We start from the raw sequence: 19,324 nt of genomic DNA on the forward strand, positions 1-19,324 counted from the left end.
AGGGCCGTCGGACACCTCAGCAGCCGCAGCTTCCGCCGCGCGGTGGTCCGCGTGCCGAGCTGCCCGGCGGCAACCCGCAGCCGCGGGTGCCCAGCTGGAGCGACGACAACGCGCAGCCGCCGGTGCCGCGTTCCTCGATGGACGCCCCGCGCGGCCACGAGGAGTCGGACGCCACGTCGCAGATGCCGCGGATCAACGACCGTCAGGGCCCGGCGTCCACGTCGGAGTTCCCGCGGATCGACGACCGTCAGGGTGCCGGTTCCACGGGCGAGTACCCGCGGCCGGACTACGACGCCCAGCGTTCCGGCGCGGGTGCGCCGCAGGGCAACGGACAGTTCGTCCGCCCGGACGTCTTCGGTACGCCGAGCCCTTCCGGCGCCGGCCAGAACCCGCCCGCGGGCGGCCAGTTCAACCGCCAGGACCCCGCCTCCACCGGCCAGTTCTCGATGCCCGGCTACGACGCCGGCTCCACCGGTCAGTACGCGGCTCCGGGCCAGGGTGTTCAGCAGAACCACACCGGCCAGTTCCCGGCGCCGAACCACGGCGAGCGGCAGGGCGGCGGCACCGGGCAGTTCGAGCGTCCCGGCGCCAATGGCACCAACGGCTCCCGGCCCCAGCGTCCGCAGTCGCGCCGGCGTCCCGCGCTCCCCCCGGAGCCCGAGGCACTGCCGCCGGCGACGGGTCCCGGTGACGGGCGTACGCCGCTGTACGACACCCTGGAGACCAACTGGTTCAACCAGGCCCAGGCCGGCAACGGCGAGCAGGCACCGCAGGAGCCCGCACAGGCTCCCGCGGCCCCGCAGCGTCCGGCGCCCGCCGCATCCGGGTCCGCCTCCTGGCGGACCACCCCCAATGACGAACTCGGCCGGCAGGCCGAGCGGGTACGCCAGCCCTCCGCGGGTGGCGTGACCGTCTCGGGTCTGCCGCGCCGGGTCCCCCGCGCGAACCTCGTCGCGGGGACGGCTCAGCAGCAACAGCACCAAACCGGTCCGCAGGTCTCACGTGCGCCCGATGACGTACGCGGCAGGCTGACCAATCTTCGTAGGGGCATCCAGCAAGGTCGGCAGGCCGGTACCGGCCAGACCGGCAGCTTCCCCAGCCCCACTCACCAGCAGGAGCGTTAGTTGAGCCAGATGAGCCAGGCGGCACAGAACCTCAACTGGTTGATCACCAACTTCGTTGACAACACCCCCGGGGTGTCTCACACCGTCGTCGTTTCCGCCGACGGACTCCTTCTGGCGATGTCCGAGGGCTTTCCGCGCGACCGCGCCGACCAGCTCGCGGCCGTCGCCTCCGGACTCACTTCACTCACAGCCGGTGCCTCCCGGATCTTCGAGGGTGGCACCGTCGCCCAGACGGTCGTCGAGATGGAACGCGGCTTCCTCTTCCTGATGTCGGTCTCCGACGGATCGTCCCTCGCGGTCCTCTCCCACCCGGACTGCGACATCGGCCTTGTCGGATACGAGATGGCTCTGCTCGTCGACCGTGCGGGTGCGGTGCTCACGCCGGATCTGCGGGCCGAGCTCCAGGGCAGCCTGCTTCACTAGTCAGGTTTTTACGTACGTCCGAATTTCACCGAACGTCCGCACAATCCGTCGGCCGCCCTCCCCCCACCGGCCCCGTCAGACGGCACGACTGACCGACCTGCTGTCCCGCCCGGAGGATCAATGACCCCGCCCACCGCCTCTCATGATCCGTACGCACAGCCGTACGAGGATGAGGGCGACCAGCCGCTGGTACGTCCGTACGCGATGACCGGCGGCCGGACCCGGCCGCGCTACCAGCTCGCCATAGAGGCACTGATCAGCACCACGGCCGACCCGGCGCAGCTGATGGGGCTGCTCCCGGAGCACCAGCGGATCTGCCACCTCTGCCGTGAGGTGAAGTCGGTGGCCGAGGTGTCGGCCCTGCTGTCCATGCCCCTGGGCGTGGCACGGATTCTCGTCGCGGACCTCGCGGAGGCCGGACTCGTCGCGATCCACCAACCGGGTGGCGACGAGAGCAATGGCGGCGCCCCGGACGTGACACTGCTCGAAAGGGTGCTCAGTGGACTTCGCAAGCTCTGACGGAGGTCGGGCGACCACCTCCGCGAAGATCGTGGTGGCGGGTGGCTTCGGCGTCGGCAAGACCACGTTCGTGGGTGCCGTCTCCGAGATCAACCCGCTGCGCACCGAGGCCGTCATGACGTCCGCCTCGGCGGGCATCGACGACCTCACCCACACCGGGGACAAGACGACGACCACCGTCGCCATGGACTTCGGCCGTATCACCCTGGACCAGGACCTGATCCTGTACCTGTTCGGTACGCCCGGCCAGGACCGTTTCTGGTTCATGTGGGACGACCTGGTACGCGGCGCGATCGGCGCCGTCGTGCTCGTGGACACCCGCCGTCTCGCCGACTGCTTCCCCGCGGTCGACTACTTCGAGAACAGCGGCCTGCCGTTCGTCATAGCCCTGAACGGCTTCGACGGGCACCAGCCGTACACGCCCGACGAGGTCCGCGAGGCCCTGCAGATCGGGCCGGACGCGCCGATCATCACGACGGACGCCCGCCATCGCGCGGACGCCAAGAGCGCGTTGATCACCCTGGTCGAGCACGCTCTGATGGCTCGTCTCCGCTAGGGATCGTGCAGCGGGCTATGTCCTGGCGGACCTGGCACACAAGCTGGCAACGCCGTACGGCAGTTGTCGTAGACGCACTGGAGCCGGCTGTGTCGTTTGACACGGTCGGCCTTGGTGTTCATAACGTTTCGACAGAGATATCGAGTGTCACCGACACGCGTCGCGGTCGCCTGATGCCGCTGCGCTCACAAAGGCCCCGCCTTTTGGCGGGGCTCGCTCTTTATGACCGTTTTATCTAGGGCTTACATCACTCGGAATCCTTGGTTCCGAGTGTTTGGACGAGCACACCCTGACGTGCTGGAATGCCAGAACTGCCCAGTAGCAAGGGCCGAAAGACACACGCGGCACGACGAAGGTGCACACGCCGAGAGGTTGTTGGTCGAGTGAGGCGTAGCAAGAACGGTCCCGAGCCGTCGGCACGGGGCAACTTCACCCCGCCGCCGCGCGGAGCGGCACCCGCACATGTGTCCGGCTCGGAGTCGGCGGCCCCACCCCCGAAGAGCGGCGGACGTCTGTCCCCGCGCAACTGGCGTGTGCCGACCAGGCTGAACGCGATTCTGCTCATTCCCGTGACAGTCGGGCTCGTCATGGGCGGCTTCCAGGTGAGGAGTTCGATCGACACCTGGCAGGAGGCCGAGGATGCGGAGAAGACCGCGCGTCTGGTGCAGGCTTCGCTGACCTACGCGACCGCCCTCATCGACGAGCGTGACATCTCCGCCGCGCCGCTGCTGCAGGGTGCCAGGAACGACAAGGCCGTGGTCAACGCCCGTGCCACCACCGACAAGGCCGCGGACGCCTTCGACAAGGCCGCTCAGAACATGCCGGCCAAGGCCGGCCTGGAGCGCCGTCTGGCCCTGTTCAGGAAGGGCGAGACCGGCCTCAAGAATCTCCGCGCCGCGGCGTACACCAGCAAGCTCACCGGTGTACAGACCGAAGAGGGCTACGTCCAGATCCAGCACCCGCTGACGCAGTTCGCCAACGAGCTCGGCCTCGGCACCGGCAACATCACCAGCTACGGCCGTACCGTCTACGCCGTCACTCTGGCGCAGGGCGCGCTGTCCCTGCAGCGCTCCATCGGTATGCATCTGCTGGTCGATCCGGGCCCCTCCAACACAAGCCTGGCCCAGCAGCGCGTCGCCCTCACGTCGTACGCGTATCTGGAGGGCATCGCGGTCGAGGAGTACATCGGCGGTGGCACCGCGGCCGACGCCGCCAAGCTCGACGCCACGCAGAAGCAGTTGGAGGCGGACGGCAAGAAGCAGGCTCAGGACGCCGCCGCTGCCGCCGAGGCCAAGGGCCAGACCTATGTACCGCCGCCGGCCACCAACAAGATGATCGCGGGCATGTCCGCGATGACGACCACGGATCCGAGCGCCCGGACCGCCCTCGGCCAGCAGGGCATCACCGCCTCAAACTGGTGGGCGGTCAACACCGCCAAGTTCGGCGCCTACGGCGTGATCCAGTCCGATCTCACCGACAAGGCCGTGACCGAGGCCTCCAACATCTCCGACAACGCCAAGCGCGACGCCTTCATCACGGGTGCCGCGGTCGTCATCGCCCTGCTCGCCGCGTTCATCCTGGCCGGCATGGTGGCCCGCCAGATGAGCCGCTCGATGCGCCAGCTGCGCAACGCGGCCTTCGGTGTCGCCGAGCAGCGCCTGCCGATGCTGGTCGACCAGCTCTCGCGCACCGACCCGGGCCGGGTCGACACCCGGGTCACCCCCATCCCGATCACCACCACGGACGAGATCGGCGAAGTCGCCCGCGCCTTCGACCAGGTCCACCGCGAGGCCGTACGACTGGCCGCCGAGCAGGCCCTGCTCCGTGGAAACATCAACGCGATCTTCACCAACCTGTCGCGCCGCAACCAGTCGCTGATCGAGGGCCAGCTGACCCTGATCACCGAGCTGGAGAACAACGAGGCCGACCCGGACCAGCTGGAGAACCTCTTCCGCCTGGACCACCTCGCGACCCGTATGCGCCGCAACGGCGAGAACCTCCTGGTCCTCGCGGGCGAGGAGCCGGGCCGCCGCTGGGACCAGCCGGTCCCGCTGGTCGACGTGCTGCGCGCCGCCTCCTCCGAGGTGGAGCAGTACGAGCGCATCGAGCTGTCGGGCGTACCGGAGGCCGAGATCCACGGCCGCGCGGTCACCGACCTCGTGCACCTGCTGGCCGAGCTCCTGGAGAACGCCACCACGTTCTCCTCTCCGCAGACCAAGGTCCGCGTCACCGCGACCCGTCTCCCGGACGGCCGCATCATGGTCGAGATCCACGACAAGGGCATCGGCCTCACCGCCGAGGACTTCGCGGACATCAACCACAAGCTGGCCAACCCGCCGACCGTCGACGCCGCGATCTCGCAGCGCATGGGTCTGTTCGTGGTCGGCCGGCTGTCCGACCGGCACGGCATCCGCGTCCAGCTGCGTCCCTCGGGCGAGCAGGCCGGTACGACCTCGCTCGTCATGCTGCCCGACATCATCACGCACGGTGGTGGCGGCGAGACGGCACCGCAGCGCGACGAGTTCACCGTCTCGCAGATCATCCCGGAGCAGCAGCCCTTCGGCGGCGAGGAGTTCCAGAGCGGCGGCCAGCCGATGCGCACGGCCGCGGAGCTGGGCTTCGACGACAGCCGCTACACCGAGGTCCCGGACGACATACGCGAGCTGGACCCCGTGGGCCGTTCGCTGATGCGTGAGGAGCGCAGGGCGGCCCTGGAGGCCCAGACGCACGGCGAGCTGGAGGGCGCGTCCCCGTCGTTCAACGGCGAGTTCGACCCGCAGCAGGGCTACGACAACGGTCAGCAGGCCTTCGACAACGGCGCGGCGGCGTACGACAACGGAGCCGCCGCGTACAGCGAGGCGCCCGCGTACGACCAGCAGACGCCGTACGAGGAGCCGCAGCAGGCGTCGTACGACGAGACGTACTTCCCGGCAGGCGGCGGATACCCGGAAACCGCCTATGCGGAGCCGGTCCAGGAGGAGCCCCAGCCGGCCCACGCTCCCGCGCGGGACAGCTTCTCGGCCTTCGAAGAGCAGTCCTACCAGGACGACTGGCCGCAGCAGGACTCGTACCAGAACGGCTACCGTTCCGAGTACGCTCCCGAAGCGGAACCCGCGCAGGCCGCCGACGTGGCCGAGCAGGACCGCGTAGGCTTCGAGCGTCCGGGAACGGCCTCTCCCGCCGCCCACGCGCTGACCGACGCCGGGCTTCCGCGCCGCGGATCCACCGACGCCGGGCTTCCCCGCCGCGGATCCACCGCGACCGCGGGCGGCCAGCAGTCCGCGGGCCAGGAATCGCCGTCTCTCTTCGGCGGCGGCAACGACAGCAACTCAAGCGGCGGCAACGGCTCCGGCAAGGGCGACTGGCGGTCGAACAACGACCAGATGTGGCAGCGCGCCGAGCAGCTGAAGAAGCCCAAGGCGGGCGGGGTCACCTCCTCCGGCCTGCCGAGGCGGGTACCGAAGGCCAATCTGGTCGAGGGCACCGCGGAATCGACCCCACAGGGCGGCCCCTCGGTCTCCCGCGCTCCCGAGGACGTACGGGGCAGGCTGAGCAACCTGCGCCGTGGGGTCCAGAGGGGGCGTAACGCAGGAAGCGAAACGAACGGCCAGGCCACTAGGAATCAACACAGTGGTCCTGACAGCACCTACAACCAGGAGCGTTAGTGTGAGCCCGATGAGCCAGGCGGCACAGAACCTGAACTGGTTGATCACCAACTTCGTGGACAACACCCCCGGGGTGTCCCACACGGTGGTGGTCTCCGCCGACGGACTCCTTCTGGCGATGTCCGACGGGTTCCCGCGTGACCGTGCCGACCAGCTGGCGGCCGTCGCGTCGGGTCTCACCTCGCTGACCGCGGGCGCGTCCCGCATCTTCGAGGGCGGGAGCGTGAATCAGACGGTTGTGGAGATGGAGCGGGGATTCCTCTTCCTCATGTCCATTTCCGATGGATCGTCGCTCGCAGTACTCGCACATCCGGAAGCGGACATCGGTCTCGTCGGGTACGAGATGGCCCTTCTGGTGGACCGTGCCGGTACGGTTCTGACCCCTGATCTGCGTGCGGAGCTCCAGGGGAGCCTTCTCAACTAGCAGACAAGCGATGCGTTTTGGCGTCCCGTGGCCGTAAGGTTTCGGGACGCGGCTCCACATTGATGGGCCCGGCACAGTCGGAGGAGGAGAAAGTGGCAACACCCCCAGGCGGTTCGTCTTCGGGCAACTGGTCCTATGGCCCTGGCCAGGGCCAGGGCGGCAACGACTCGCCGAACCGGTACAACTTCCCCTCCGCACCGTCTCCGCGGCGCCAACAGCCCTACGCACCCCAGGGTCCCGGGCCCTCCCCGTACGACCAGCCGCCGGCGCCGCGCATCCAGCCCGTGCAGCCACAGCGGCGCTCCCCCGAACCGTCGCCCGCGGGGGGCGCCAGCAACCCGCTGGTCCGCCCCTACGCCATGACGGGCGGCCGCACCAGGCCTCGGTATCAGCTCGCCATCGAGGCACTGGTGCACACCACCGCGCAGCCGCACCAGATGCAGGGCCAGCTGCCCGAGCATCAGCGGATCTGCAACCTCTGCCGGGAGATCAAGTCGGTGGCCGAAATCTCGGCCCTCCTGACGATCCCTCTCGGCGTGGCCAGGATCCTCGTCGCCGACTTGGCGGAGGCGGGCCTGGTCGCCATCCATCAGCCCGGCGGCGACGAGAACGCCGGCGGTCAGCCAGACGTGACTTTGCTCGAAAGGGTGCTCAGTGGACTTCGCAAGCTCTAGCGGAGGGCCTTCCCGCTCCACCACGTCCGCGAAGATCGTGGTGGCGGGCGGCTTCGGCGTGGGCAAGACCACGTTCGTCGGGGCCGTCTCGGAGATCAACCCGCTGCGTACCGAGGCCGTGATGACGTCCGCTTCGGCGGGCATCGACGACCTCACTCACACGGGGGACAAGACCACCACCACGGTGGCCATGGACTTCGGTCGTATCACCCTGGACCAGGACCTGATCCTTTACCTGTTCGGTACGCCCGGCCAGGACCGTTTCTGGTTCATGTGGGACGACCTGGTACGCGGCGCGATCGGTGCGATCGTCCTGGTCGACACCCGCCGTCTCGCCGACTGCTTCCCCGCGGTCGACTACTTCGAGAACAGCGGCCTGCCGTTCGTGATCGCCCTGAACGGCTTCGACGGCAACCAGCCGTACAACCCGGACGAGGTCCGGGAGGCGCTCCAGATCGGGCCCGACACCCCGATCATCACCACGGACGCCCGCCACCGCGCGGACGCCAAGTCGGCGCTCATCACGCTGGTCGAGCACGCCTTGATGGCGCGCCTCCGGTAGGCCTGCGGCGCTCAGCCGTACGAAGGGGCCCTTCCTTTGGGAGGGGCCCCCTTTTGTGTTGGGTGGGGAGTTCTTCGTGTGTCGGCTGCGGGTGCGTCGTGGTTGCTCGCGCAGTTCCCCGCGCCCCTTGGAAGCACCGGTCTGCCCCATGCCTTTAAGGGGCGCGGGGAACTGCGCGACCAGCCCCCACCCACCCGCAGCCGAGACACATGCGAAAGGGCCCCCTCCGGCGTGGAGGGGGCCCTTTCGGGAAGCTCAGTGCCAGCTGTGCGGGGCGCGGAAGCCCGGCTCGCGCTCCAGTCGGCGCCAGCCGGCCTTCGCGCGGCCTCGGTGGGTCGGGGCCGCGGCCGGGGCCGAGGCGGCGCGAGCCAGGAGGATGGCCGTGATGGCGGCGACTTCCTCGGGCTCGGCGTGGCCCTTCTCGACGCGAATATCAGGGATGTCCATGTGGGTGAGTCTCCGTGAGAGAGGGGTCCGCGGGGTTGCCGCGGTGGGTCCGTCGAGTTACTACTGCGGCGGATTTCCGTGCTTGCGGGAGGGCAGGTCGGCGTGCTTCGTACGCAGCATCGCGAGGGAGCGGATGAGTACCTCGCGGGTCTCGGCGGGGTCGATGACGTCGTCGACCAGACCGCGTTCGGCCGCGTAGTAGGGGTGCATCAGTTCGGCCTTGTACTCCTTGACCATGCGTACGCGCATCGCCTCGGGGTCCTCGGCGTCGGCGATCTGCCGGCGGAAGATGACGTTGGCGGCGCCCTCGGCGCCCATCACGGCGATCTCGTTGGTGGGCCACGCGTAGGTGAGGTCGGCGCCGATGGACTGGCTGTCCATGACGATGTACGCGCCGCCGTAGGCCTTCCTGAGGATCAGTGAGATCCGCGGCACGGTCGCGTTGCAGTAGGCGTAGAGGAGCTTCGCGCCGTGGCGGATGATGCCGCCGTGCTCCTGGTCGACACCCGGGAGGAACCCGGGAACATCCAGCAGCGTGATGATCGGGATGTTAAAAGCGTCGCACATCTGGACGAAACGCGCAGCTTTCTCCGACGCCTCGATGTCCAGCACCCCGGCCAGGCTCTGCGGCTGGTTGGCGACGATGCCCACCACCTGGCCGTCGAGCCGGGCGAGGGCGCAGATGATGTTGCGGGCCCAGCGCTCGTGGATCTCCAGGTAGTCGCCGTCGTCGACGAGCTCCTCGATGACCTTGGTCATGTCGTACGGACGGTTGCCGTCCGCCGGGACCAGGTCGAGGAGCACGTCCGAACGCCGCTCGGCGGGGTCCTCGGAGTCCGTGTGGGGCGGGTTCTCGCGGTTGTTCTGCGGGAGCATCGACAGGAGGTAGCGCACCTCGTGGATGCAGGTCTCCTCGTCGTCGTACGCGAAGTGCGCGACGCCCGAGGTCTCGGCGTGCACGTCGGCGCCGCCCAGGCCGTTCTGGGTGATCTCCTCGCCGGTGACCGCCTTGACGACGTCAGGGCCCGTGATGAACATCTGCGAGGTCTCGCGGACCATGAACACGAAGTCCGTCAGGGCCGGGGAGTACGCGGCGCCGCCCGCGCACGGGCCGAGCATCACGGAGATCTGCGGGATGACGCCCGAGGCGCGGGTGTTGCGCTGGAAGATGCCGCCGTAGCCGGCGAGCGCGCTGACGCCCTCCTGGATGCGGGCGCCCGCACCGTCGTTCAGCGAGACCAGCGGGGCACCGGCCGCGATGGCCATGTCCATGATCTTGTGGATCTTCGTGGCGTGGGCCTCGCCCAGCGCGCCGCCGAAGATCCGGAAGTCGTGCGCGTACACGAAGACCGTGCGGCCCTCGACCGTGCCCCAGCCGGTGATCACACCGTCCGTGTACGGCTTCTTGGCCTCCAGGCCGAAGCCGGTCGCCCGGTGGCGGCGCAGCTGCTCGACCTCGTTGAACGAGCCGGCGTCCAGCAGAAGCTCGATCCGCTCCCGGGAGGTCAGCTTGCCCTTGGCGTGCTGCGCCGCGGTCGCCTTGTCACTGGGTCCGCGAAGAGCCTCCGCACGGATCGCGTGCAGTTCGGCCACACGCCCGCGGGCGTCGGTGGGTTCGCCTGCCGAGGATCCGGTCTCGTCCAAAACGGTCATGTAGCGACCTTACGAAGCCCACCAAGGAAAGCGGGCCGTCGACTCCGTACAGTCTCCGGCCCGTTTTACTGGTACCCCTGAACAGAACCACGACCGCATGCAGGCGATCCGACTGCTCAGAGGGCGTGTGGCTTGTAGGGGTCGTACAAAGCCGTCAGCTGAGAGTCACCTCACATTCGCGCGTGGCGCATGCCGTCCCCGGAGTGACACGCACCGTCAGACGGCGTCCGGTGGCGAGTACCTCGACGCCGGGATCGGCGCGCACGACCCGGCGTACGGGACGGTCCCAGACGATCTCCAGGGCCTCTCCGGTGCGCGGCGGTTCGCTGACGGAGAGGGTAGCGGTGCGGCCGCGGCGGCGTACCAGCACGCTCGCGGGGGCCGAGGCGGTGAGCGGGCCCGCCCGGCCCGCCCGCCAGAAGTTGGCGGCGGTCAGGCCCAAGGAGGGCACGGTCACGGCCTGGCGGCCGGAGTCGTTGGCGAGGACCGACAGCCGGCGGGGGTCGGCCGCGAGGGCGGCGACCGTGCGGCGCGAGGCTCCGGGCAGGACGGCGTACGCGTACGAGGCGTCCACCGGGTCGGTGCCGTGGTCGAGCCAGAGGGTCTGCCAGCGGCGGGTCCGGGCCTCGGTGGTGCTGGTGGTGTTGATGTCGGACCATGCGCCGGTGCGGTCCTCGCGGAGGGTGCGCAGGGCGGACCGGTCCAGGACCACCCAGCCGCCATGACCTTCGAGGTGCGCCCACCCCGGGCCGCGTACGAGGGTCTGGGTGCCGCCCTCCCCCAGGTTGCGGTTGTCGACGACCGTCTCGACCGGGACGCCGTCGGTGGCCGTGATGCCCGCGCCCAGGCAGACGACGGTGTCCGCGAGGCAGAACCAGGACTTGCGGGCCTCCAGGGTCGACCCGAGGCCTTTCAGGTGCTGCCCGACGGCCGCGAACTCCCCGTCCGTGACGCCGCCGACCCAGCGCACGGCGGGCTTGGGCTCGCCCCACTCGCCGCCCGCCCTGTCCGCGAGCCGCTTGGTGGACACGGTCGTGCCGGGGAGCCGGTACCAGTCGACGGTCGGCCAGTACCAGTCCGTGTATTGATCGGGCCGACCACCGGCCCACCAGTAGAGCATTCCGGCGCCCGTGTGCCAGCCGCGCGGGTTCTCGCCGTTGCCGCACTCGTAGTACGCGATCCGGTCGCTGGCCATGGCGATGTTCGCGGTGAAGCCGGGGCGGCGGTGGACGGCCCGGTCCATGGCGGCGAAGAGGCGGTGGCCGACCGGTTCGGGCGCGGCCTCGACCGCCGAGTCGGCGACCGCGTGCAGCCGGGCCAGGTCGCCGACGCCGAACTGGGGTGCCGTCAGGAGGGGTGTGACGGTGTCCCGTTCGATCCATCCCTTGACGCTCGCGTGCCACCGCTCGCGCTCCGCCGCGCTCGCACCCTGGGCGAGGAGCGCGATCGCGGCGATCAGCCCCTGCCCGTGGAAGTGGTCGCTGCGCATGATGTGGCGGTCGTCGAGCTTGAGGTAACCGCGGCTGATGGCACGCCCGTTGACGCTGTCCATCATCAGCCCGTCGTGGATCAGGGGCGCGTAGGCACCCTCCACGCTGTCGAGAATGATCTGCCTGTCGGCGTCGGTCACCTCCCACGTCGAACCGGCCAGCAGCGCGAAGAGGCGGCCGAGGCCGTCGAGCAGGACCTGCCCGTACGTTCCCGAGTACGCGACCCAGGTGTGCTGGACGAACGACCCGTCGGCGTACAGCCCGTCCCCCTTCGTGACGTACGGGAAGACCGGTGAGAGCGCGTCCCGGGCGAGCGCGGTCTTCTCGGGGGCGCGGCCGAGGATGCCGCGCAGGGCGACGGAGCGGCAGAGGTCGACGCGGTTGGCGCCGGTCGAGGTGCCCGAGTAGTCGCGGAGCATCGAGTCGGGGATGAAGTGGTCGACAGCGGCGCAGGCGGCGGCGATCTGGGCGGCGGTGAGTTCGCCGTGGAGGGCGGCCACGATGTCCATGAGGAGGCGGGGGCTGCCGATCTGCCACTCCCACCAGTTGCCGTAGCGGGTGGTGGAGGGGTTGTAGACGGTGGCGGAGAGGTGGTCGAGGCCGCGGAGGATGTCCGTGCGCAGGCCCGAGTCGCCGGTGGAACCGGTGCCCTCCTGGACGTACGCCTGAGTCATCGTCCAGAGCCGGCTGTAGCTCTGGGTGATGCCTGTCGGCGGGTCAAAGGGGTAACCGGGCCAGAGGGAGGTCGCGGTCGGGGCCATGGTCCGCCGGAAGCCCCGGGCCAGTTCGCCGGTCTCGGCGAGGCGGGCGGCGTACGGATCGGCGGTCGGGTCGTAGCCCGCTCCGAGGGCGATCTCCAGCCAGCGGAGGCGGAGGGTGTCGTACTCGTCTTCGTCGCGTGCCGCATGGGCGGACGTGGTCGGCATGAGCGCCGGGCTCGCCGTGAGCGCCGCTGCCAGGAGGAACGTACGGCGGGTGGGGGTCATGCCAGGCGATGGTGCCCGAGGTGTCCGTGTGCTCACCAGAGGGGCAACGGGTGATCTTAGGAGTAGACCAATGACAACCGGGCGTAATCGGCGCAACACACCATGCGTTCAGTTGAAACCCGTAAGGAATAGGTCTAGGGTCGATGTCGTTGAACGTTAAACAGCTTCGGCGCAAGGCCGGGCTCGTCCCCCAAGGAGTTAGTCATGGGCCTCTTCGGCAGCAAGGACAAGACCGATACCACCACCGCGGCGCCCGCCGCCGTGAACCCCGACCTTGCCGCTCTCACCGGCGACTACACGATCGACCCGTCCCACTCGACGATCGGCTTCGTGGCCCGTCACGCCATGGTGACGAACGTCAAGGGCGGTTTCCAGGACTTCACCGGCAGCCTGCACCTGGACGGCGCCGACCCGTCGCAGTCGACGGCTTCCCTCGACGTCAAGATGGACAGCATCAGCACCGGTTCCGCCGACCGTGACGGTCACCTGAAGAGCGCGGACTTCTTCAAGACGGACGAGTTCCCCACCATGACGTTCCGCTCCACCAAGGCGGAGGCCCTCGGTGGCGACGACTACCGCATCACCGGTGACCTGACGATCCTCGGCACCACCCGGCAGCTCGCCATCGACCTGGAGTTCAACGGCGCCGCGAAGGACCCGTTCGGCAACGAGCGCGTCGGTTTCGAGGGCAAGGCCGAGATCCTGCGCTCCGAGTGGGGCCTCACCTGGAACGCGGCGCTGGAGACCGGCGGCGTGCTCGTCTCCGACAAGATCAAGCTGAACTTCGACATCTCGGCGATCAAGAACGCCGCCTGATCGGGTTCGGGGTTCCGCTTCCCCGCTGATTCGACCTCCGATCGTTCTCCGAGCGCGCCCGTCGTCCGGCTCCCCCGGTATTCCCTGGGAGCGGGAGGCGGGCGCTCGGCTGTGTCAGGGGCGCGACGGGGGCGCGTCGGGGGTTCCGGTTCATGGCACCCGGGTCGTACGTTCTTCTCCGGCCGACGGAAGGCGATCAGCCGCCCGGCGGACGACCAGCCGACCGGACGGCCATGGATCGCCGGAGGAACGGGGAAGAGCCGCGTGGACAGCGACAGGCGCGAACGGGCGGAACGCTTCGTCGAGTTGCATCGGGAGGGCTGCTTCCTGCTCCCCAACGCGTGGGACGTGGGAAGCGCGCGGATCCGGAGTCGGCCGGCTTTCCCGCCGTGGCGACCACGAGCGCGGGGGTCGCGTTCTCCCTCGGACGCCCGGACCACGACTTCTTCGCCGAGCAGGCGCCGGAGGAGGGCCGTGTCGACCGCGAGACGATGATGCGCCGGGTCCGTGAGATCGCCGACGAGGTCGGGGTGCCGCTGAGCGCGGACCTGGAGGACGGATACGGCGAGGCGCCCGAGACCGTGGCGACCACGATCTCGATGGCGCCCAGGGCCGGGGCCGCGGGCGGCAACATCGAGGACTTCACCGGCGAGCGCGCCCGCCCGCTCCACGACACGGCACTCGGGGTGGACCGTATCCGTGCCGCCAGGGCCGCCGTCGACGCCGGTGGCGAGCCGTTCGTCCTGGTCGGCCGGACCGACGCGCTGCTGGTCGGCGGTTCGCTCGACGAGTGCGTGCGGCGGGCCAACGCGTATCTGACGGCCGGCGCGGACTGCGCGTTCGTCCCGGGTGCCGGCGACGCCGCGACCATCGGCACGCTGGTACGCGAACTCGACGGCCCGCTCAACGTGGTCATGGGGCTCACCGGCAACGCGCTCTCGCTGGACGACCTGCGCGCGCTCGGAGTGCGGCGGGTCACGGTGGGCGGCAGCATCGCCCGCACGATGTACCGCCATCTGCTGCGCGCCGCCCGGGAGTTGGCCGACCACGGCACGTTCTCGTACGCCGCCGACCAGATCTCCCAGACGGACCTCAACGAGCTCTTCCGGTACGGAGGCGGCGAGCCCGGTGCCTAGGGCTTGTCGGCACGTCACCGTGCCCGGCGCCCCGACTCCAGCCCCTTGACCGCCTTATCCAGTCGGGCCGCCCTGACCTCCGGTGTCCTCGCCTTCAGCAGGCCCAGGACGACCAGGTACCGGTCCGTCCTGCCGAGCCCCTCGAAGAAGGCCTTCGCGCGCGGGTTGCGGTCCAGCGCGGCGGCCAGGTCGTCCGGGACCGTGGCGTTCCGCTGGGACTCGTACGCCGCCTCCCAGCGGCCGTCCGCCTTGGCCGCCGCGACCTCCGCGAGCCCCGGGGGCCGCATCCGGCCGGCCTGGGTGCCCCTCGTGCTCGCGCTCTTCGGGTTCGGGTCGTTCGTCGGGGTCGACGTAGTCGTGGCAGGGGCGGCGCAGCGAACAGGGGCCCTCACGGTCCGCGTGAGCGGCGACGCCCACGCGGACGACCCACGCGGACGGCGTCCGCTCCGATGACGGCGGGCGCCCCCTCGGACAGCCCACGGAATAACCCGGTGCGGGTCGGCGGGCAGGCGGTTAGCCTCCGGGGATGACCTGGCTGCCTGCTGACTTCGTCCATCCGCTGCGTGTCGACGTGCCCGGCGGGCATCACCTGCGGCCGATCACCGGCGGGGACGCCGCGATCGACTACCCGACGGTGATGAAGTCGCGGGAGCGGCTGTGGTCCATCTTCGGGGAGGCCTGGGGATGGCCCGCCGCCACGATCACGTACGAGGCGAACCTGGCGGACCTGGAGCGGCACGAGGCCGAGATCGCCGCTCACGAGTCGTTCAACTACGTGTTGTTCGACGAGGCGGAGAGCGTCGAGTACGGCTGCGTCTACATCGATCCGCCGGAGAAGGCCGGGGCCGACGCCGAGATCTCCTGGTGGGTCGTCGACGAGCAGGTGGGGACCGCTCTGGAGCGGGATCTCGACGCGCTCGTGCCGCGGTGGATCGGTGAGGCATGGCCCTTCGAGCGGCCGCGGTTCATCGGGCGCGACCTGTCCTGGAAGGAATGGCTGGCGCTGCCGGATCTGGCGCGCTGAGCCGTTGGGGGCCATTCGTTTGTGTGTCGGCCGCGGGTGCATCGTGGTTGCTCGCGCAGTTCCCCGCGCCCCTCAAAAGCACGGGTGCACGCGAGCTTTTGCCTTTCAGGGGCGCGGGGAACCGCGCGACCAGCCCCCACCCACCCGCAGCCGACACACATACGAATGGCCCCCTCCCAAAGGGAAGGGGCCCCTACGCGTCCCGCACCCTGAAGGCCGCGCCCGCCACCAGCAGCAACCCGAGTGCGTACGCCGCCAGTACGCCGAGGCCCGGCCATGGGCCGATCGGGAGGCGGGAGAGGTCGCGCGTGGCCTGGATGGCGAGGCCCGCCGGCATCGGGGCCCAGCGTTCGAGACGGTCCCGCCAGCTCGGGTCGCCCAGGACGCCGGCCAGGAGCGGGACCGCGTACAGCAGGCCGAGGCCCATCGTGATCGCGCCCGTGCTGTCCCGCAGCAGGGCAGCGAGGCCGAGGCCGAGCAGGGCCGTCAGGGCCAGACAGAGGACCGACCCGAAGGCGGCGCGGAGTGTGGAGCCGTCGGCCAGGGACGGGAGCGGGTAGCCGGCCTCCGGAGTGAAGCCGTTGCCGGGGAGGATCAGCCGGCCCGCGTAGAGGGAACCCAGGATCGCCGCCGTTCCCGCAGCCGCCGTCATGGCGGCCAGGACCGCCGCCTTCGCCACCAGCAGCGACACCCGGTGGGGCATCGCCGTCAGTGTCGTGCGGATCGTGCCCGTGCCGTACTCCGCCCCCATCGACAGCGCGCCGAGGACGAGGGCCGTCGCCTGGCCCAGCCAGACGCCCGTCAGGCTCAGTTTCACCGTGTCCTCGTGGCAGTCGGCCGCCGACGGGCACGCGCCGGTGCCGACGGCGGACAGCGCGGCCGCGCCGACCACGACCGTGAGGACCGCGGTCGCCGCCAGAAGCCACCAACTGCTGTGCAGCGTACGGAGTTTCGTCCACTCGGCGTGCAGCGGGCGGAGCGCCCGCCGGCGGCTCACGCGTCCCTCCTGCGCAGGCGCCAGACCGCGAGGGCGAGCGCCACCGCCACGTACGCGCCCAGCACCGCCAGGCCGTTCCAGGGGGCCATCGGGTAACAGCCGCTCTCCGGGAGGCAGTTGTAGTCCACCTGCGGATAGCGGGTGACCCCCTGCTGGATCGCGAAGGCCGCCGCCGGGGTCAGCCGCAGCAGCCACTCGGCGGCCGGCAGCGGGAGGGCGAACGCCAGGATCTGCGGCAGGACCACCAGGACCACCACCGCCGTGATCGCGCCCGCGCTGCTGCGGAGCAGCGCGCCCACGGCCAGGGCGAGGACCGCGACCAGGGACAGCAGGAGCGCGCTGCCGACGACCGCCTGCGGAACCGCCCCCTCCAGCATCGAGAGATCCGGGAACGCGGGCGGCTTGAAGCCGTTCGAGCGCAGCGTGTCCTGGGCGAGCGGGAACGCCAGGGCCGTCGCCACGAGCCCCGCGGCGAACGTCACTCCCCCGATCACCAGGACCTTCGCCGCCAGTACCTGTTCCCGGCGCGGACTCGCCGTGAACGTCGTACGGATCATGCCGCGCTTGTACTCGGCGGTGATGAAGAGCGCGCCGAGCGCCACCATGAACAGGACGCCCACGGAGACGCCCTGGAAGCTCATCTGGACGGTGTCGCCGGCGGTCTGGTCCGGGGCGATGTCGCCCTGGCCGGTGACCGTGAAGGCGCCGGCGCCGGTGACCTTCGTGCTGCCGGGGATCGGCCGGGCCGGGCCCGACGCCGGGAGGTCCGGGTCGTCCGGGTCGGGGGCGCCCACGTCGGTGCTGGTCCAGGACGGGTCGGCGGCGCTGCCGCGCAGTTCCACGTGGTCGAAGTCCGCCGTCGCGGTCGCGATGCCCGCGGTCGCCGAGGTCCCGCCGAAGGAGCGGCGCAGGGTGGTGTGCGCCGGGGTGGCGGCGAAGAGACCCGCCCGGGCGGTCTTCGGCAGGTCCGCCGGGCGGACGGTCGCGATCTTCGTCCACTTACGCCCGTCCGGCGACTCGTAGCCCGTCAGCTCCTGGCCCGAACGCGTCAGCCGGAGCCAGCGTGCGCCGGCCGACGAGCCCTGCTCGTCGTGGGTGAAGTCCCACTGCATACGGACGCCGTGGTCCGGGGTCACCATCAGGGCCACGTACGAACTGCCGGGCTTGGTGCTCGACTTGACCATGACGCCGGCCTTCGCCCACGGCTCCGGGGACCTGCCCTCGCGTCCCTCGATGCCGGACACCTGGACCGTGACACTGCCGTCCCCGGTGAGCGGCCGGTGGACGAAGCGGAAGGTGTCGTCCACGCGGGTGCCGTCGGGGGCGGAGACGATACGGACCCGGCCGTTGGAGTCGTTCACGGAGCCGCTCGCGCCGAGTTGCGAGATCACGACCGTGGCGGCCGCCGCCAGCACGAGGACCAGCAGCCAGCTCCGTACGGTCCAGAACTTGCTCCACTCCGCGCGCAGCAGCCGTACGAACCCGTCCCGTCCCGGCTGGAGTTGGGACCTGTACGGAGTACTCGGCGCGGGTGCCGGAGGTGTCGGGGGAGTGAGGGAGGGCGGTGTCGAGGAGGACGTCATCGCGCGACCTCGCCGTCCACCGCGGAGACGAACTCCGTGGAGTCCCGGGTCAGTTCCATGTACGCCTCTTCCAGGGTGGCCCGGTGGGAGCCCACCTCCGCGAACACGATCCCGGCCTCGGTGAGGAGCGCCACGATCCGTTCCGGCGGCAGACCGGTGACGGTGAGGGTGTCGCGGCCGGTCACCGCGACCGTGCCGCCCTTGTGGGCGAGCAGTTCCATCGCCTCCGTACGCGCACTCGTACGCAGGGCCACACGGTCGCCGGACGCCGCGGCCAGCAGGTCGGCGACGGCCGTGTCGGCGATCAGGCGGCCCCGGCCGATGACGACCAAGTGGTCTGCGGTGTCCTCGAGTTCGCTCATCAGATGGCTGGAGACGAGGATCGCTCGGCCCTCTGCGGCCAGTCGGCGCAGCAGGCCGCGGATCCACTGGATTCCCTCGGGGTCGAGGCCGTTGACCGGTTCGTCGAAGAGGAGCACGGGTGGGTCGCCGAGGAGCGCGGCGGCGATGCCGAGGCGCTGGCGCATGCCGAGCGAGTAGCCGCCCGCCCTGCGTCGGGCCGGCTGTTCCATGCCGACCTGTTCGAGGACCTCGTCGACCCGGCGCATGGGCAGGCCGTGCGAGTGGGCCAGCCAGCGCAGATGGTCGCGGCCGCGGCGGGCCGGGTGCAGTGCGGCGGCGTCGAGGAGCGCGCCGACCTCCAACAGCGGGGTGCGCAGGGCGTGGTAGGGGCGCCCGCCGATGAGGGCGTGGCCCGTGTCGGGGGCGTCCAGGCCGAGCACGGTCCGCATGGTCGTCGACTTGCCTGCCCCGTTGGGGCCGACGAAGCCGGTGACCTGGCCCGGTTCGACCGTGAAGGAGAGCCCGTCCACGGCGACGGTCTGCCCGAACCTCTTGCGGAGGTCCCGGACTTCGATGGTTGCGTCCATGTCCAGCGAGGCTAGGGACCGCGGCGCGCGGCGTCGTCCCGCCCTGGAGCAGTCTTCGCCGCCCCTGGCCCGGGGGACGGCATCCCCCGCGCGAGGGATACGGCACTGCTGACCTGGGGGACGCGGTCCGGCGCGGGCGGCGGCAGAATGGCGGACGTGGACGAGGCGGACGACGCGAACGATGTGGCGACAGGGCGGGCGGTCCCGCGACCCGCGGAACGCCCTGGCCCGCTTTGGCAGTTGGGGGTGCGTCGGCCCCGGCAGTCGGGGCTGCGCCGGACCGCCGCCCGCGCCACGCGCTCGCGCAATGGCAGCG

The 19,324-nt window shown here is 70.5% G+C and carries 16 protein-coding genes and 2 pseudogenes; 11 read left to right on the forward strand and 7 right to left on the reverse strand.

The window, feature by feature from the left end:
* From O3Q52_RS26860 to O3Q52_RS26895, 8 genes and pseudogenes are all read left to right on the forward strand, one after another.
* Window positions 1–1,124: pseudogene (locus O3Q52_RS26860) on the forward strand (hypothetical protein); the annotation flags it as partial.
* Window positions 1,125–1,133: 9 nt separating this feature from the next.
* Window positions 1,134–1,547, forward strand: a complete 414-nt coding sequence (locus tag O3Q52_RS26865; protein ID WP_044471908.1) for a roadblock/LC7 domain-containing protein — start codon at window positions 1,134–1,136, stop codon at window positions 1,545–1,547.
* A gap of 120 nt (window positions 1,548–1,667) precedes the next feature.
* A complete protein-coding gene (locus O3Q52_RS26870; protein WP_055614003.1) occupies window positions 1,668–2,066 on the forward strand; it encodes a DUF742 domain-containing protein in 399 nt (132 codons plus the stop codon).
* Window positions 2,047–2,622: an ATP/GTP-binding protein gene (locus tag O3Q52_RS26875; protein ID WP_055614002.1), complete on the forward strand. Its 576-nt coding sequence runs from the start codon at window positions 2,047–2,049 to the stop codon at window positions 2,620–2,622. Before O3Q52_RS26870 ends, O3Q52_RS26875 begins: the two co-directional genes overlap by 20 nt.
* Window positions 2,623–3,005: 383 nt before the next feature.
* Window positions 3,006–6,287, forward strand: coding sequence for a nitrate- and nitrite sensing domain-containing protein (locus tag O3Q52_RS26880; protein WP_269651311.1), 3,282 nt, complete (start codon window positions 3,006–3,008; stop codon window positions 6,285–6,287).
* 10 nt (window positions 6,288–6,297) lie between these two features.
* The gene (locus O3Q52_RS26885; protein WP_055614026.1) at window positions 6,298–6,711 is read left to right on the forward strand and encodes a roadblock/LC7 domain-containing protein; all 414 of its coding nucleotides are present in this window, start codon (window positions 6,298–6,300) and stop codon (window positions 6,709–6,711) included.
* Window positions 6,712–6,803: 92 nt separating this feature from the next.
* Window positions 6,804–7,385 carry a DUF742 domain-containing protein gene (locus O3Q52_RS26890; RefSeq protein ID WP_055614001.1) on the forward strand — a complete coding sequence of 194 codons (582 nt, stop codon included), beginning with the start codon at window positions 6,804–6,806 and terminating at the stop codon, window positions 7,383–7,385.
* On the forward strand, window positions 7,366–7,947 hold the full coding sequence (locus tag O3Q52_RS26895) for an ATP/GTP-binding protein (RefSeq protein ID WP_026248371.1): 582 nt from the start codon (window positions 7,366–7,368) through the stop codon (window positions 7,945–7,947). The genes O3Q52_RS26890 and O3Q52_RS26895 overlap by 20 nt, the downstream gene beginning before the upstream one ends.
* 255 nt (window positions 7,948–8,202) lie before the next feature.
* On the opposite strand, the gene O3Q52_RS26900 is transcribed toward O3Q52_RS26895, so the two are convergent.
* From O3Q52_RS26900 to O3Q52_RS26910, 3 genes are all read right to left on the reverse strand, one after another.
* A complete protein-coding gene (locus O3Q52_RS26900) occupies window positions 8,203–8,394 on the reverse strand; it encodes an acyl-CoA carboxylase subunit epsilon (RefSeq protein ID WP_055614000.1) in 192 nt (63 codons plus the stop codon).
* Between the two features lie 60 nt (window positions 8,395–8,454).
* A complete protein-coding gene (locus O3Q52_RS26905) occupies window positions 8,455–10,047 on the reverse strand; it encodes an acyl-CoA carboxylase subunit beta (protein WP_269651312.1) in 1,593 nt (530 codons plus the stop codon).
* Window positions 10,048–10,201: 154 nt separating this feature from the next.
* Window positions 10,202–12,523: a polysaccharide lyase 8 family protein gene (locus O3Q52_RS26910; RefSeq protein WP_269651313.1), complete on the reverse strand. Its 2,322-nt coding sequence runs from the start codon at window positions 12,521–12,523 to the stop codon at window positions 10,202–10,204.
* 204 nt (window positions 12,524–12,727) lie between these two features.
* Here O3Q52_RS26910 and O3Q52_RS26915 point away from each other — a divergent pair, with 204 nt between their 5' ends.
* Both O3Q52_RS26915 and O3Q52_RS26920 read left to right on the forward strand, forming a co-directional pair.
* Window positions 12,728–13,339, forward strand: a complete 612-nt coding sequence (locus tag O3Q52_RS26915) for a YceI family protein (protein WP_269651314.1) — start codon at window positions 12,728–12,730, stop codon at window positions 13,337–13,339.
* Window positions 13,340–13,680: 341 nt separating this feature from the next.
* The gene (locus O3Q52_RS26920; RefSeq protein WP_269651315.1) at window positions 13,681–14,475 is read left to right on the forward strand and encodes an oxaloacetate decarboxylase; all 795 of its coding nucleotides are present in this window, start codon (window positions 13,681–13,683) and stop codon (window positions 14,473–14,475) included.
* Between the two features lie 14 nt (window positions 14,476–14,489).
* Here O3Q52_RS26920 and O3Q52_RS26925 read toward each other — a convergent pair.
* A pseudogene (locus O3Q52_RS26925) lies at window positions 14,490–14,777 on the reverse strand (YdeI family protein); the annotation flags it as partial.
* Window positions 14,778–15,001: 224 nt separating this feature from the next.
* Here O3Q52_RS26925 and O3Q52_RS26930 point away from each other — a divergent pair.
* Window positions 15,002–15,499 carry an N-acetyltransferase gene (locus tag O3Q52_RS26930; protein WP_269651316.1) on the forward strand — a complete coding sequence of 166 codons (498 nt, stop codon included), beginning with the start codon at window positions 15,002–15,004 and terminating at the stop codon, window positions 15,497–15,499.
* 193 nt (window positions 15,500–15,692) lie between these two features.
* On the opposite strand, the gene O3Q52_RS26935 is transcribed toward O3Q52_RS26930, so the two are convergent.
* The 3 genes from O3Q52_RS26935 to O3Q52_RS26945 are packed head-to-tail and all read right to left on the reverse strand — an operon-like array spanning window position 15,693 to window position 19,008.
* The gene (locus O3Q52_RS26935; RefSeq protein WP_269651317.1) at window positions 15,693–16,496 is read right to left on the reverse strand and encodes an ABC transporter permease subunit; all 804 of its coding nucleotides are present in this window, start codon (window positions 16,494–16,496) and stop codon (window positions 15,693–15,695) included.
* On the reverse strand, window positions 16,493–18,079 hold the full coding sequence (locus tag O3Q52_RS26940; protein WP_269651318.1) for an ABC transporter permease subunit: 1,587 nt from the start codon (window positions 18,077–18,079) through the stop codon (window positions 16,493–16,495). Before O3Q52_RS26940 ends, O3Q52_RS26935 begins: the two co-directional genes overlap by 4 nt.
* A complete protein-coding gene (locus O3Q52_RS26945; protein ID WP_269651319.1) occupies window positions 18,076–19,008 on the reverse strand; it encodes an ABC transporter ATP-binding protein in 933 nt (310 codons plus the stop codon). The genes O3Q52_RS26940 and O3Q52_RS26945 overlap by 4 nt, the downstream gene beginning before the upstream one ends.
* Window positions 19,009–19,324 lie beyond the last annotated feature (316 nt).

The sequence above is a fragment of the Streptomyces sp. ActVer genome (assembly GCF_027270795.1).
In the GTDB taxonomy this organism is placed as follows: Bacteria; Actinomycetota; Actinomycetes; order Streptomycetales; family Streptomycetaceae; genus Streptomyces; species Streptomyces umbrinus_A.